The 15,335-nt window shown below is 65.1% G+C and carries 13 protein-coding genes; 3 read left to right on the forward strand and 10 right to left on the reverse strand.

Annotated elements, in window-relative coordinates; genetic code table 11:
* Positions 1–127 precede the first annotated feature (127 nt).
* The 10 genes from xylB to AC0V2Y_RS16235 form a co-directional block, all read right to left on the reverse strand.
* Complete coding sequence (gene xylB / locus AC0V2Y_RS16190; protein ID WP_475414769.1) at positions 128–1,603, reverse strand: xylulokinase; 1,476 nt, start codon at positions 1,601–1,603, stop codon at positions 128–130.
* A 32-nt stretch (positions 1,604–1,635) separates the two neighbouring features.
* Entirely contained in the window at positions 1,636–2,514 is an 879-nt protein-coding gene (locus AC0V2Y_RS16195; protein WP_475414770.1) for an AraC family transcriptional regulator, read from the reverse strand.
* A 36-nt stretch (positions 2,515–2,550) separates the two neighbouring features.
* On the reverse strand, positions 2,551–3,675 hold the full coding sequence (locus AC0V2Y_RS16200) for an ABC transporter ATP-binding protein (RefSeq protein WP_475414771.1): 1,125 nt from the start codon (positions 3,673–3,675) through the stop codon (positions 2,551–2,553).
* Between the two features lie 2 nt (positions 3,676–3,677).
* Complete coding sequence (locus tag AC0V2Y_RS16205; protein ID WP_475414772.1) at positions 3,678–4,718, reverse strand: NAD(P)-dependent alcohol dehydrogenase; 1,041 nt, start codon at positions 4,716–4,718, stop codon at positions 3,678–3,680.
* Between the two features lie 12 nt (positions 4,719–4,730).
* Entirely contained in the window at positions 4,731–5,558 is an 828-nt protein-coding gene (locus AC0V2Y_RS16210) for a carbohydrate ABC transporter permease (RefSeq protein ID WP_475414773.1), read from the reverse strand.
* Positions 5,546–6,436 carry a carbohydrate ABC transporter permease gene (locus AC0V2Y_RS16215; protein ID WP_475414774.1) on the reverse strand — a complete coding sequence of 297 codons (891 nt, stop codon included), beginning with the start codon at positions 6,434–6,436 and terminating at the stop codon, positions 5,546–5,548. Before AC0V2Y_RS16215 ends, AC0V2Y_RS16210 begins: the two co-directional genes overlap by 13 nt.
* A gap of 72 nt (positions 6,437–6,508) precedes the next feature.
* The gene (locus AC0V2Y_RS16220; RefSeq protein WP_475414820.1) at positions 6,509–7,753 is read right to left on the reverse strand and encodes an ABC transporter substrate-binding protein; all 1,245 of its coding nucleotides are present in this window, start codon (positions 7,751–7,753) and stop codon (positions 6,509–6,511) included.
* Between the two features lie 172 nt (positions 7,754–7,925).
* Positions 7,926–8,456, reverse strand: a complete 531-nt coding sequence (locus AC0V2Y_RS16225; protein ID WP_475414775.1) for a GNAT family N-acetyltransferase — start codon at positions 8,454–8,456, stop codon at positions 7,926–7,928.
* Positions 8,453–8,971: a GNAT family N-acetyltransferase gene (locus AC0V2Y_RS16230; RefSeq protein ID WP_070289184.1), complete on the reverse strand. Its 519-nt coding sequence runs from the start codon at positions 8,969–8,971 to the stop codon at positions 8,453–8,455. Before AC0V2Y_RS16230 ends, AC0V2Y_RS16225 begins: the two co-directional genes overlap by 4 nt.
* A gap of 36 nt (positions 8,972–9,007) precedes the next feature.
* Complete coding sequence (locus tag AC0V2Y_RS16235) at positions 9,008–10,282, reverse strand: amidohydrolase family protein (protein ID WP_475414776.1); 1,275 nt, start codon at positions 10,280–10,282, stop codon at positions 9,008–9,010.
* A 382-nt stretch (positions 10,283–10,664) separates the two neighbouring features.
* Between AC0V2Y_RS16235 and phaP the strand changes: the two genes are divergently transcribed.
* The 3 genes from phaP to AC0V2Y_RS16250 all read left to right on the forward strand — a co-directional run bounded on the left by phaP (position 10,665) and on the right by AC0V2Y_RS16250 (position 15,252).
* Positions 10,665–11,534: a TIGR01841 family phasin gene (gene phaP / locus AC0V2Y_RS16240; RefSeq protein ID WP_475414777.1), complete on the forward strand. Its 870-nt coding sequence runs from the start codon at positions 10,665–10,667 to the stop codon at positions 11,532–11,534.
* A 165-nt stretch (positions 11,535–11,699) separates the two neighbouring features.
* The gene (locus AC0V2Y_RS16245; protein ID WP_475414778.1) at positions 11,700–13,451 is read left to right on the forward strand and encodes an ABC transporter ATP-binding protein; all 1,752 of its coding nucleotides are present in this window, start codon (positions 11,700–11,702) and stop codon (positions 13,449–13,451) included.
* The gene (locus AC0V2Y_RS16250; RefSeq protein ID WP_475414779.1) at positions 13,441–15,252 is read left to right on the forward strand and encodes an ABC transporter ATP-binding protein; all 1,812 of its coding nucleotides are present in this window, start codon (positions 13,441–13,443) and stop codon (positions 15,250–15,252) included. The genes AC0V2Y_RS16245 and AC0V2Y_RS16250 overlap by 11 nt, the downstream gene beginning before the upstream one ends.
* Positions 15,253–15,335 lie beyond the last annotated feature (83 nt).

Here is a 15,335-nt window from a genome sequence, read left to right on the forward strand (position 1 = left end):
AAACCAAGCGGCGCTTTCGCTAAAGAAACACTTTCAACATAGAAACAACAAATTACACGGGAAGATTGACTGTCTGGCCATATCCCGCGCCTACAGCATGGCCGGGCAGGCAATCTTGCCGGCCCCGTCAGCGCGCCGCCGCCGCCGCGCCCGCGAATTCTTCGCGCAGCAGCGGATACAAACGCCGGTAGCGCGCCAGGCGCTCATCCAGCACGCTGGACGCCTGCGGCGCCACCGTTTCCTGCACGGCCGGGCGCGTGCACACCTGCGCGGGCGGCAAGCCCGTCACCGCCATCTGCGCCAGGCGCGCCGCGCCCAGGGTGCCGCCGGCCACGCCATGGTCGTGGCGCAGCACGCGCAAGCCCGAGGCATTCGCGCACAGCTGGGCCCAGAAGCGGCTGCGCGAGCCGCCGCCCACGAACGACGCTTCTTTCAGATGCGTGCCGGCGCTGCGCAGGGCCGCATTGCCGTCGGCCATGGCAAAGGCCACGCCTTCCATCACGCTGTAGGCCAGTTCCGCGCGCCCGTGCTCCGTCGACAAACCGAAAAACACGCCGCGCGCCGTGGCGTCGTTGTGCGGCGTGCGCTCGCCGCTCAGGTAGGGCAGGAAGACGGGCGCCGTGCGCGCCTCGACGTTTTCCGCCAGTGTCACCAATTCGCCGATGTCGTTCGATTGCGTCAGGCGCGCCACCCAACTGAGGCTGGACGCGGCGCTGAGGATCACGCTCATCTGGTGCCAGCGCTCGGGCAGGCAATGGCAGAACGCGTGCACGCCCTGGCCCGGATTGGGCGCGAAACCGTCGCTGCCGGCGAACAGCACGCCCGAGGTTCCCAGCGACAGCAGGCCGGCACCCGGCTCCACCACGCCCAGGCCCACGGCCGCCGCCGCGTTGTCGCCCGCGCCGCCGGCCAGCAGCACCGCATGCGCGATGCCCCATTCCTGGCACAGCGAGGGCCGCACCTGCGCGGCGGCGGCGCTGCCTTCGACCAGGCGCGGCATGTGTTCACGCGAGAGGCCGGTGGCGGCCAGCATGCGCTCGGACCAGTCGCGTTTGGCCACGTCCAGCCACAGGGTGCCGGAAGCGTCGGACATGTCGGACACGTACTCGCCCGTCAGGCGCAGGGCCACGTAATCCTTGGGCAGCAGGACCTTGGCCGTGGCGCGGAACAGCGACGGTTCGTATTTTTGCAGCCACAGCAGCTTGGGCGCCGTGAAACCGGGCATGGCCTGGTTGCCCGTGATGGCGCGCGACTCGGGCACCAGCGCCTCGAGCTCCACGCATTCGGCAAAGGCGCGCGTGTCGTTCCACAGGATGGCCGCGCGCAGCACGTGCTGCTGCTTGTCGAGCAGTGTGGCGCCATGCATCTGGCCCGACAGGGCGATGCCGCGCAAGCCGGAAAACGCCACCGGCTGCGCGGCGCGGATGGCGGCGATCACGTCCAGCGTGGCGTGCCACCAGTCTTCGGGATTCTGTTCCGACCAGCCGGGATGGGGACTGGAGACGCGCAGGGTCACGCCGCTGCTGGCGAGAATGGTCTGCGCGTCATCGGTGAGGATGGCCTTGACTTCGGAAGTGCCGATATCGATACCGAGATAAGTCACGATGGTTCCATAAAAAAAGTGAAAACGGACCGTCAGGAAAACGACGCTGGCATGTTCATTTGCCCGCAGGAGCGGAATTTCGACGGCGACATCTGCTTGTGGACCAAAAACTGGCGGTTGAAATTGGAGAGGTTGTTGAAACCCGTGCGGTAGCAGATATCGGTGACCTTCATGTCCGTGTTCCTCAGCAGCTCGCACGCGAGCGCGATGCGTTCCTGGTTGACGTATTGAATGAACGAGGTACCCGTATGCTTGCGGAAGAAACGCGTGAATTTCAAGGTGTTCATCTCCGCCACGTCGGCCACGTCCTGCTCGCAAAAATCCAGAGTGATGTTCTGCTTGATGTAGGTCAGCACCAGGTTGATGGTCGAGGACATATAGCGCCCCGCCTGCGCCAGGTAAGTCACGCTGGCCAGGGGCCGCCGCTCGCGGCACTCGCACAGCTCGCCGAACAGGCGCGTAAACAGCTCGACCCGGCGCAAGCCCTGCGCCGTCGTCAATTCCTTCATCAGCGGCACCAGGCGCAAGCCCAGCGCATCGGGAAATTGCAAGCCCCTGCCTGCCTCGCTCAGCAGGACTTTCAGGGGCGCCATTTCCGGGAACAGCAGCATGCAACGTTCGATGAAGTCGCTGGAAAACTGCAGCACCAGGTCGCGCTCGGGCAGGACCACGCCTTCCGGCAATTCGCTGACCCAGTTATGCGGCAGGTTTGGTCCTGTCAGGATCAGATTGCCCGCCCCGTAACTGCCGATATGGTCGCCGATAAAAAATTTGCCGTTTGAGGTGATGATGAAGTGCAGTTCGTACTCGGGATGAAAATGCCATTTCACCCCGGTATGCGGAAAGCCGTGCGCCCACGCGCGAAATGATTCGTGGATCGGTTTGTGGATCAGTTCCAGGTCAGGCGTCACGGCAGTTCCCCTTGCGCGGTCTCGTTGCCAGCTATTCTAACCACTTAGCTGAGCACTGAGCGCCAAGGCCAGTCCGCTGTCGGCGTCGAACAGGTGCATGTGCTCTTCATCGAAGGCCAGCGCCAGGCTCTGCCCCACCTGCGCCGCGCTGTTGGCCGCATTCGCCGGCAGCAGGGCGGACAAGGTCAAGGCGCCGCACTGAAAGCTGATCAGCGCTTCGGCGCCCAGCAGCTCGACCAGGTCGATGGCGCATGCCAGGCCATGCGTACCCGCCGGCTCGTCCGGCCGCGCCGCGCGCAAGTGGTTCGGACGCAGGCCGAAGACCACGCGCGTGCCGGCCGGCAAGGCCGCGAAGCGGGGGGAAATCAGCGGCCAGCGGTAGCCGGCGCACACGAGCAGCGTTTGCCCGCCCTCCTTCTCGATGACGCCGTCGATGAAGTTCATGGCAGGGGTGCCAATGAACCCTGCCGCGAACAGGGTGCGCGGATGGTTGTACAGTTCCGCCGGCGTGCCGATCTGCTCGATATGCCCGCCCTTCATCAGCACCACCCGGTCGGCCAGGGTCATGGCCTCGAGCTGGTCGTGCGTGACGTACAGGGTGGTGGTGCGCAGGCGGCGGTGCAATCGCTTGATGTCGGCGCGCAGCTGCGCGCGCAGCTTGGCGTCCAGGTTCGACAGCGGTTCATCGAACAGGAATACCTGCGGCGTCTTGATCATGGCGCGCGCAATGGCCGTGCGTTGCTGCTGGCCACCCGACATGGCGCGCGGCTTGCGCTCGAGCAGGCTGTCCAGACTGAGGATGGCGGCCACCTCGCGCACGCGGCGCTCAATCTCGTCGTTCGGCACCTTCAGGCGGCGCAAGCCGAAGGCGATATTGTCGTACACCGTCATGTGCGGATACAGCGCATAGTTCTGGAACACCATCGCCACATTGCGCGCGCGGGGCGGCAAATCGTTGACGACGGCGCCGCCGATCAACAGCTCGCCGCCGCTGATGTCTTCCAGGCCCGCGATCATACGCAGCAGGGTCGACTTGCCGCAGCCCGAAGGCCCCAGCAGGACGATGAATTCGCCGTCATCGATTTCCAGGTCGAACGGCTGCAGCACTGCCGTCTTCTGGTCATAAGTCTTGTGCAGCTGCCTGCAAGCGATATTTGCCATGCTTACGCTCCTGCCAGTTCGATCTGGATCTTGACGTCGCGCGGGTGGCCCTTGGCCGCTTCCTCGAACGCCTGCACGCCATCGGCAAAGCCGAAGGTGCGCGAAATGAAAGGCTTCACGTCGATCTTGCCGGAAGCGAGCAAGGCGATCGCGCGCGGGAAGATGTTCGCGTAGCGGAACACCGACTCGATACGCACTTCCTTGGCCTGGATGGCGACGATATCGAAGGGAACGTTGTCGGGCGGTATGCCGACCAGCACCAGGCAGCCGTTCGGGCACAGCAGGTCGACGATGTTATCGTAGGCGCGCATGCCGCCGCTGGCTTCGAAGACGATGTCGGCGCCCCAGCCATCGGTGGCCTCTCGCACCGTGTCCGCCAGGCTGGCCTGGCGCACGTCGACCGTGGTCACGGCCGGGTTATCGGCGAACAGGGCCAGTTTTTCCGGCACCAGGTCGGCCAGGATCACGCGCGAGCAGCCGCCCGCCAGCGCCGCCAGCGCATTCATGGCGCCGATGGTACCGGCGCCGATCACCACGGCCACGTCGCCTGGCTTGATGGCCGCCTTCGTGGCCGCCTGCAGGCCGATGGACAGCGGTTCGACGATGGCGCCTTCACCGAAGCTGACGTTGTCGGGCAGCTTGAAGGTAAAGGCAGCCGGATGCACGACATATGGCGTGAGACAACCGTGGATGGGCGGCGTGGCCCAAAAGCGCACGGCAGGATCGAGGTTGTACAGGCCGCGCATGGTGGCCGGCGAATCGAACTGCGGCACGCCCGGCTCCATGCAGACGCGGTCGCCCACCTTCAGGTGCGTCACTTCATCGCCCACTTCGGCCACCACGCCGGACGCTTCGTGACCGAGCACCATCGGCGCGTCGACGGCGTAGGGGCCGATCTTGCCATGCTTGAAGTAATGCACGTCGCTGCCGCAGATGCCCACGGTATGAATCTTGATTTTCACGTCGCGCGGGCCGACGACGAGTGGCACGTCGATGTCGCGCAAGGTGATTTTTTCCGCCTGTTCCAGTACGAGTGCTTGCATGATGATGTCCTTTTATTTGTGTTTGAGCATGGAGTTGAGCAGCCGTCCCAGGATGCCGACGAACAGCAGCGGCGGCAGCGCCAGCAGCACGGTGGAAGCGTTCACCACGCCCCACGGCACCTCCTGGCCCATCGAGGTAAATGCCGACGCCACGACGGGCAAGGTAATGCTTTTCGAGGAGGTGAGCGCCAGCGCGATCATCAGTTCATTCCAGACCAGCACGAAGCTGAAGACGATGCCGCCCATCAGTGTCTTCGAGGCCACCGGCAGGGCCACGTGCCAGAACACCTGGTAGGGGCCGTAGCCGTCCAGCGCCGCCGCTTCCTCGATCTCTTTCGGGATGCGGGCAAAGGCGGGAATCGACAGCCAGATGATGGTCGACAGGGTCACCAGCAGATACGTCACCACCATCGACAGGCGCGAGTCGTACAGGCCCAGGTCGATCCAGATCGAGATCAATGGAATGGCGACGGCCACGGGCGGCAAAAAACGCAGCGACAGCAGGAAGAACTGGATATCCTTCTTGGCAGGTATCGGATAGCGGGCGATCGCATACGCGGCCGGCACGCCCAGCACGGCGCCCAGCAGCACGGCCACGCCGACGATGACCACGCTGTTGCCCAGCCCCGTGAGCACTTCCGGGCTGGCCAGCACCTGCTGGTAGTTGGCCAGGGTCGGGCTGAAGAAAAAGCGCGGCACGGGCGTGACGATGTCCATCAGCTCCTTGAAGGAATTGAGCACGGCCCACAGGATGGGGAACAGCGCCACCAGGATAATCACGGTGGTGATGGCGGTGGTGGCGACGGCACCAAAGCCGCGAGAGAGCGTCAGTTTTCCCATTTGGCGACCCGCTTCCAGAGTAAGGTGAAGATGACGGTGGTGGCCAGCATCATCAGCACGGCCATGCTGGACGCGTACGACACCTTGCCCATCAGGCCGATGCCTTGCGCATATGCGTACATGTCCAGCGTTTCGGTGGAGATGCCGGGGCCGCCCTTGGTCATCACGTAGATCAGGTCGAACGAGCGCAGCGACTCGACCATCTTGATGAACACGAGACTCATGATCGGTACCTTCAGCATCGGCAGCGCGATGTAGGCATACACCTGGAGCGTGCTGGCGTAGTCGAGGCGCGCCGCTTCCAGCGGTTCGGCGGGCAGGGTTTCCAGCAGCTTCAGGATGACAGCGCCGAAGAACAGGCCCCACTGCCAGATATCGACCAGCGCCACCGCGTACAGGGCCGTGGCGGGGTCCGACAGCAGCGCCGTGCCGCCCAGGCCCACGCATTCGAGCAGCCAGTTCAAAATGCCCATCAGCGGCGAATACATGAACTTCCAGATGAAGGCGGCCGAGACGCGCGGCAGCAGCACCGGTACGATCAGCAGCAGCGCGATGACGTCACGCGTGCGGCCCTTGACTTTCTCGAACAGGAACACGGCCAGCAGCACGCCGAGGAGCAGCGATCCGGCCACGGTGACCACTTCCCAGATGGCCGACACCTGCACGGCATTGAGGAAGCGGCGGTCGCCGAACAGGCGGAGAAAATTGGCAAAGCCGACGTAGTCGCTGTCGCTGTAGCGCAGCACGCGGTTTTGCAGAGCCAGGTTGATGGCGGCGATACTGGGCACCAGGCCCAGTATCAGCAGGACCAGCAGCGGCAGCGTCAGAAAGACGGCCGGCAGCCAGGTGTGGCGTTTTTTATGGATGGAGTGCGACATAAGGATCAGCTTTCAGGCTCGTACGTTGGCGTCATTTTTCACCCCAAAGGCAAACTACTGGGGTAAAGGAACTTACTTACGCTTGCTGGCCCGCTGCATCACTTCCGTCGCATACTCGTTGGCCTCATCGAGCGCGCTTTGCACGTCGCCGCGCGTGCCCGTAAACACTTCTTCCAGCACCACGCCCAGGTTGTCGCCGATGTCCGGCCACTCGGGGCTGGGCCAGATGGTGACGCGCGAGACGGGCGTGGTCTCCGTCAGGCCCGCCTGGATCTGCGGCTTGACGTGCTTGCGGAAGTACTCGCTGGCGATGGTGCTGCTGCGGTTGTAGTCACTGAAGACCTTGTCCTTCAGGCGCGCCTGTTCCTGTTCCTTGCCCGTGGCGAAAGCGATGAACTTGCCGGCCGCCAGGCGCGTGCATTCATCCTTCGCGCCAGTGGCGGAGATGGCCAGGCCGTGGCCAAACGCGGCCGATGGCAATGGCGATGGCGGGCGCACATAGCCCACCTTGTCGACCACCGAGGATTTTTTAGGGTCTTCCATCCAATCGGCGAACGGCGTCGACTCGATCATGAAGGCCACCTTGCCCGACCTGAATGCTTCGAGCGCGTTGCTCCAGTCGTAGGTGGCACCGCCCGGCGGCGAGTACTTGAACAGCTCGCGGTACAGGGTCGTCGCCTTGACGGCCTGCGGCGAATTGAAGGCCGGCACGCCATTGTTTTCCCACTTGCCGCCGGCGGCCAGCATGAACGGCGCCCAGCGCCACACATTCATGCCCGAGCCGCGCTGGCCCCGCGCCGCCCAGCCATACACGTTCGGCGGGCTGTTGAGTTTTTTCACGGCGGCGACCAGTTCGTCGAGCGTCTTCGGCACGGCGATGCCGGCCTTTTCCAGCAGGTCGCGGCGGTAAAGCAGAAAGTCGCTGCCGCCGATCAGGGGCGCGAAATACGCCACGCCCTTGTACGCGGCGACGGCGCGGCGGCCCGGCAGGAAGTCGTCGTAGTCGGCATCCTTCGGCAGGTATTTGAGCAGGGGGACGACCCAGCCGGCCGTGGCGAATTCGGCCACGTTGGCTTCGTCGATGTAATAGATCTGGTAGGAGCCGGCCTTGGTGGAAGCGTCGAGCCTAGCCTTGGAGCGGCGGTCGTTTTCGCCGAAATAGCTGATCTGCACCTTGGTGCCGTTTTTCTTTTCATACTCGGCCAGGGTCTTTTCCATCACGGTCAGGCCCAGGCTCTTTTGCGCCAGCACCTTGAGGACGGGCACCGAGCAGCTTTGCGCCGATGCCGCCGGCATCGACGCGCAGGCGGCGGACATGACGCCGCCCCATGCAATAGCAGTAACGATCTTCATCACGAGTCTCCAGTTTTTATAGTCCGGCGGTCTTCCACCGGTATGCCAACTATAAAAACAAAGACTGCGCGCCACCACTACAAAAGCGGCCGGATTTTAAATACTATTTTTCAGTCTTTCGATATGCATTGTCCATTCAATCCAGACGAAAATCGCGGCGGTAGACGTTCGTATCCTTGCCGTCCGGCTGGCGGCGCGTAAAGCGCTCGAAGCGCAGTCCCAGCTTGTTGAGCAGATTGATCGACGCCTGGTTTTGCAGCGAGGTGATGCCGTACAGGGTGGGCAGGCGCAGCACGTGCTGCGCATGCCGCACGATGGCCGCCGTCGCTTCCCAGGCATAGCCCTGGCCCCAGTAGGCGGGACGCATGGCATAGCCGATATCGGGGCCGGGCAGGCTGTCGCGCCGCACCAGGCCGGCCATGCCCACGGGGGTGCCATCGCTGCGGCGCTCGACGATGTACAGCGAATAGCCATGCTCGCCGAACTGCGCCATCGGTCCCGACTCCAGCGCGGCGCGGGCCGCTTCCAGGGTGTGGATGTTGCGCTGGCCGATGTTGGCGATCCACGACGGGTCGTTGACCAGCTCCATGTAGAAGGCCGCATCGTCCAGCGTGGCCGTGCGCAGGCGCAGACGGGGCGTCTCCATCACAGTGACGGCGCCGCTCATGCCGGCCACTGCATCGGATCGGTCAGCAGCTGGTACATCACGTAGGCGTCGACATAGCCCAGCTGCGCGTGGCGGTAGGCCAGCGGCAGGGTGGCGACCACCGTGAAGCCCAGTTTTTTCCACAGCGTGACGGCGGCCAGGTTGGTGCTGACGACGAAGTTGAACTGCATCGCCAGGTAGCCCGCGCGGCGCGCTTCTTCCATGCAGTGCACGCCCATCAGGCGGCCCACGCCCACGCCTTGCGCGGCCGGGTCGACCATGAACGAGGCATTGGCCACGTGCGATCCATGGCCCGGCTGGTTCGCCACCAGCTTGTACATGCCCAGCAGGCGCTCGCTGCCCATCACGGCGACGAAGCTTTGCACGCCGGGACCGAACCAGTAGGCGTGACACTCTTCGCGCGAGGTATCAGCAGGGAAGGTATAGGTGTCGCCAGCGGCCACCAGGACCTGGAAGATGGCCCACATGGCGTCGAAATCGGCTTCGTTGGCCGGACGGATATCAATTTCTTTCAAGGCGGTGCTCCCAATGACAAGTGATGGCCGATTGTATCAGCGCCCCAGGCGGAAGTTCACACTGTCGGGCCGCCCCGGCAGGTGCAGGCGCGACGCGGCGCGGGGCGCCTCGCTGACGACTTTCCCGCGCCGCAGCACCAGGCGCCGCGCCGCGCGCAGGCGCAGCGCTTCCACGGTGCTGCCGCAATCGAGGATCAGCAAGTCCGCGTGGCAGCCGGGCGCGATGCCGTAGCCGTCCAGGCCCAGGATGCGCGCCGGCGTCTCCGTCACGGCCAGGAAGCACTCGTGCATCGCCTGCTGGCCCGTCATCTGCGCCACGTGCAGTCCCATGTGCGCCACTTCCAGCATGTCGCCGGAACCGAGGCTGTACCACGGGTCCATCACGCAATCGTGGCCGAAGGCGACGGGAATGCCGGCGGCCAGCATCTCGGGCACGCGCGTCATGCCGCGCCGCTTCGGATACGTATCGTGGCGCGCCTGCAGGGTGATGTTGATGAGGGGGTTGGCGATGGCCGCCACGCCCGCCTCGCGGATCAGGGGCAGCAGTTTGCTCACATAGTAATTGTCCATCGAGTGCATGGAGGTCAGGTGCGAGCCCGTCACCCTGCCCTGCATGCCAAGGCGCTGGCTGTGGAAGGCCAGGGTTTCGATGTGGCGCGACAGCGGATCGTCCGATTCATCGCAATGCATGTCGACCATCAGGCCACGCTCGCAGGCAAATTCGCACAGCAGACGGACGGATTCCGCGCCATCGGCCATGGTGCGCTCGAAATGCGGGATGCCGCCCACCACGTCGACGCCCATGGCGATTGCGCGTTTTAGATTATCGAAGGCGCCGGGACTGCGCAGGATGCCGTCCTGCGGAAAGGCCACCAGCTGCAGGTCGAGATACGGCGCCACTTGCCGCTTGACGTCGAGCAGCGCTTCGACGGCCAGCAGGCGCGGGTCGCAGATGTCCACGTGCGAGCGGATGGCCAGCAAGCCGCGCGCCACGGCCCAGTCGCAATACTGCAGGGCGCGTTCGACCAGCGCGTCCTGCGTCAGTTGCGGCTTCAGCTCGCCCCACAGGGCGATGCCTTCGAGCAGGGTGCCGGAGGCATTCACGCGCGGCAGGCCGTAGCTGAGCGTGGCGTCCATGTGGAAGTGGGCGTCGACGAAGGGCGGCGTGACGAGGTCGCCGGCGGCGTCGATCTCCTGCGCGCCCGTCACGGGCAAGGCGGGGCCGACAGCGGCGATGCGGCCGCCCTCGATGGCGATATCGATGGCGCGGCGCCCGTCGGGCAGGCTGGCATTGCGGATGACTAGGTCCATGCGGACACTCCTTCGGTTGACGACTGTGTCTGGTGTTTCAGTTAATTGTCACTTTATATATTTCTCATGGATGCTGCAGTGCAAGAAACCAGCCACTGGCAAAAGCGTAGCCATAGATTCCCTGGCAACGCTTTGCGCGCGCGCAAACTTTCCGCAAATGCCGCCAGGCGCATGAATAGGGCAAACCCATGGCGCACGCCCTTGAGAAAATAACTTTCAACTAACCCGAATCACCGCTAGAATATTCATATTGCGTTGCATCATAAAAAGTCCATGATCAGCTATTTAGCACGCTACCCACTTTACAAAACGCGGCCAACTCTGGTTTTCGGGATTTTGCAGAGCGTTTTGCCAGCATTTTAATCCGTACAAAGGAGTAAATATGTTTCCGCTTCCAGAACACATTTCCAGCGCCGCCAAGTCGCAACTGGAAAACCAGCTGCAAATCTTCAGCCTCCTGACCAGCAAAGTCTTTGAAAGCGCCGAGAAAATCATCGCCCTGAACCTGAACGCCGGCAAGGCCGCCCTGTCGCAGACGGCGGAAACGGCGCAGCACCTGCTGGTCACGCAAGACCCGCGCGACTTCTTCAGCTACAGCACCAGCCAGGCGCAGCCAAGCATCGAGAGCGTGCTGGCCTACAGCCGCCAGCTGTTCGGCATCGCCTCGGGCACCCAGGCGGAATTGCTGGCCTCGGCCAAGGCCCGCCTCGATGCGGCCGCCCCTGCCGCCGCAACGGCGCCTGCTCCTGCCGCAGCCAAGCCCGCGCTGGCCGTCGTCGCGCCTGCGCCTGCACCGGCAGCGGCAGCGGCGCCCGCCCCCGTTGCCGCCAAGCCGGCCGAAGTGGCCAAGCCGGCCGACATAGCCAAGCCGGCCGCCAAGGTGGCGCCAGCCGCCGTTGCCGCGCCGGCAGCCAAGCCGGCGGCGGCACCTGCCAAGGTGGCCGAGCAAGCCGCCGAGAAGCCCGCCGTGAAAGCGGTGGAAGCCAAACCGGCAGCCAAGCCGGAAGCGGCCAAGCCCGTACCTGCCGCCGCCGCGCCAGCGAATGCCGCCGCGCCAGCCCCCGCCAAGCCGGCCGCGAAACCAATTCCTTCGAGCAAACCGGCGGCCAAGCCAGCCAGCACCGCCGGCAAGACCGTGGCCAAGGCCGCCGTGAAGCACGCCCCTGCGCCAGCCGCCAAGGCAGCGCCCAAGGGCGCGCCATCGAAACAGCTCGACATGCTGGGCGGCGGCAAAGGCAGCGGCCGCAAGTAAGCTTCGCGCACGGCACTGACGCGGCAAAACAACGGGCTACGGCCCGTTTTTTGCGTGCCCGTCCACAGCGCGCTTTTCCGCCTTGTTGTATCCTACGCGTACTTTCCGTCCGCGTGCCCGTCCTTCCGCCCCGCGACACCCCATTACTCAAAACAAAAGGTAACCATGAGTTTATCGAGGCTCATCGCCGGCTTCGTGCGTCAGCATTGGCCGGCGTATGCCGCCGCCGCCGTCATGCTGACCGGCGTGGCAACACTGACCGTCTGGATCCCGCGCCGCGTGGGCGCCATCATCGACGCGCTGGCCGCGCACCGCATGACGGCCGCCGAACTGTGGCTTGAGCTGCTGACCCTGCTCGCCGTCGGCGTCGTCATCTATTTCCTGCGCGTGGGCTGGCGCATCACCCTGTTCAAGGCCGCCTACCAGCTGGGCGTGATGCTGCGCACGCGCTTCTACACGCGCATGTCGCAGCAGGGCGCGTCGTTCTACCAGAACCAGCGCACGGGCGACCTGATGGCGCTGGCGACGAACGACATCGACGCCATCGAAATGGCCGCCGGCGAAGCCATGCTGGCCGGCTTCGACGGCACCTTGACCTTGCTGATGGTGCTCGGCATCATGCTGCTGGGCGTGGACTGGCGCCTGGCCTGCATCGCCCTCCTGCCCTTCCCGCTGATGGGACTGGCCTTCTGGCGCATCTCGAGCCATATCCACACGGCGTCGACGGATTCGCTGCAACGCTTTTCCGCGCTGAACGACCATGTGCAGGAATCGCTGTCGGGCGTGCGCACCCTGCGCGCGCTGGGCCTGGAAGAGCGCAGCAGCCAGCAATTCTCCACCCTGGCCGGCCACGCGGCCAACGCCAGCCTGACGGCGCAGCGCTGGGAAGCGGCGTATGAACCGGCCGTCGGCCTGACCCTGACGGCGGCCACGGCGCTGACCCTGGGCCTGGGCGGCTACCTCGTGTGGCAAGACCAGCTGACCATCGGCGCGCTGACGAGCTTTTCCATGTACCTGGGCCAACTGATCTGGCCCATGTTCGCCGCCGGCTGGGTGCTCTCATTGATCGAACGGGGCCGCGCCGCCTGGCAGCGCCTGCAGCCGATGCTCGACGCGCCGCTGGCCATCGACGACCATGGCAGCATCGCCACGCTGACGCCCGGCCCCCTGCAATTGCAGGACGTCGGCTTTGCCTATGCGGGCCAGACGGCGCCTGCGCTGTCCGGCATCTCGCTGCTGTTACAGCCGGGCCAGACCCTGGGCCTCGTCGGTCCCACGGGCAGCGGCAAGTCGACCCTGCTGCGCGTGCTGCTGCGCCAGGTCACGCCGCAGTCGGGCACGGCCACCTGGAACGGCCACGCGCTGGACGCGTATACCTTGCACGCGCTGCGCGCTGCCATCAGCTGGGTGCCGCAGGAGTCCTTTTTATTCTCCGCCACCATCGCCGACAATATCGCGCTGGCCCGCCCCGGCGCCACGCGCGAAGAAGTGGAACGGGCGGCGCAGCTGGCCGACATTCATGCCGATATTTTGCAGTTCCCGGACGGTTATCAAACGCATGTGGGCGAGAAGGGCATCACCCTGTCCGGCGGCCAGCGCCAGCGCGTGGCGATCGCCCGGGCCCTGCTGGCCGACAACGGCCTGCTGCTGCTCGACGATGCGCTGTCCGCCGTCGACACGGGCACGGAAACGCGCATCCTGCAGCACCTGGAGGAATTGCGCCGCAAGCGCCCCGAGCGCAGCGCCATCATCGCCAGCCACCGCCTGAGCGCCGTCGTCAACGCGGACCTGATCCTCGTGCTGCGCGACGGCCACGTCACGGAAACGGGCAACCACGACGCGCTGATGCAGCGCGACGGCTGGTACGCCAGCCAGTGGCGCTATCAACAACTGGAGGCCAGCCTCGATGCCATCTAATAAGACTGACCAAACCGCCAGCGCCACGCCATCCGTGCGCCGCCAGGCCGCGCAAGCCATCGGCCTGCTGCGCCGCGCCGCCGCGCCCGACCTGCGCCATTTGTACTGGGCCACGTTCTGGCTGATCCTCGCCGCCGCGCTGGAAGTCACGGGTCCCATTTTAGGCAAGGCCCTGATCGACCAGCACCTGCTGCCGCGCCACCTGGACTGGACGCGCATGTCGCTGCTGCTGGGCGGCTGCCTGCTGACGGGCTGGGTCGCTTCCGGCCTGCGCTATCTGCAGCTGGTGCGCCTGTCCGGCCTGGCCATGCGCTCGGTGCAGCGCCTGCGCGAAACCGTGTATCAGCACGTGCTGCGCCTGCCGATGAGTTTTTTCGATCGCGCCATCACGGGGCAGCTGGTCAGCCGCGTCACCAACGACACGGAAGCGGTGAAATCGCTGTACGTGCAGGTGCTGTTCGTCATCCTCGACAGCTCCATCGTCCTGGTCGGCACCATGGCCGCCATGGCATTCCTCGACTGGCGGCTGATGCTGATCGTGCTGGCCCTGCTGCCGGCCGTGCTGCTCATCGTCTTCCTGTACCAGCGCTGGAGCGCGCCGGCCGTCACGCGCGCGCGCGCCCTGCGCAGCGAGATCAACGGCCAGATCGCCGAATCGATCGGCGGCATGAGCGTGCTGCAGGCGAATAACGCGGAACAGCGCTTCGGCGCGCGCTTCACGGGCATTAACCAGGACCACTACACGGCGCGCATGCAGGAATTGCGCGCCAACGCCTGGCTGCTGCGCCCCGCGCTCGACATGCTCAACATCGTGCTGCTGGCCGTCGTCATCTTCAGCTTCGGCCGCCGCGAGATGGGCGCCGTGGAGGTGGGCGTGCTGTATGCGTTCATCAGCTACATCGCGCGCGTGATCGAACCGCTGATCCAGATCACCATGCAATTCAGCCAGCTGCAGCAGTCGGTGGTGGCGACGGCGCGCGTCTCGGCCCTGCTCGATGAAGCGCAGGCGCTGGAACACGCGCCGGGCAAAACCGCGCCAGCCGCACGCCATGGCGCGCATGACGGCAACACGCCCGCCGTGGACATCGCCCGCCTGACCTTCGCCTATGTGGAAAACCAGCCCGTGCTGCACGAGCTGTCGCTGCAGATCCCGCAGGGCGCCTTCTTCGGCATCGTCGGCCACACGGGCAGCGGCAAGTCGACCCTGCTCTCCTTGCTGCTGCGCTTCTACCCCGTCGCGCAGGGCAGCATCGCCATCAACGGCGTGCCCCTCGACAGCATCGACAACGAGCGGTTCCGCGCCGACGTGGGCCTGGTGCCGCAAGACCCCTTCCTGCTGGCCGCCTCGGCGCGCGAAAACATCGACATGGGCCGCGGCTACACGCAGCAGCAGATCGAGACGGCCGCGCGCGCCGCGCATGCGCACGACTTCATCGCCGCGCTGGAACACGGCTACGACACGCCGTTGGGCGAAGGCGGCTCGCGCCTGTCGTCGGGGCAGAAGCAGCTGATCGCGATTGCCCGCGCGCTGGCCGGCCAGCCGCGCATCCTGCTGCTCGACGAAGCAACGTCGCGCATCGATAGCCAGACGGAGCAGATCGTGCAGACGGCCCTCAACGAGTTGCGCGGCAAGGTCACCATCATCGCCATCGCCCACCGCCTGTCGACCATCCGCGAGGCGGACCGGATCATCGTGCTCAACCATGGCCGCATCACGGAAGCGGGGCCGCACGACGCCCTGATGCAGATTGAGGGCGGCTTGTATCAGCGCCTGTATCTGCTGCAGCAGCTGGCAGTTTGAACAACACGGAGTGCCGTTGCGTGGCGGCACTTTTTTTCTGCACGGCATTAAAATGCCGTGCAGACGGGAGTATATTCACCTGA

Source organism: Janthinobacterium sp. BHSEK (assembly GCF_056174685.1).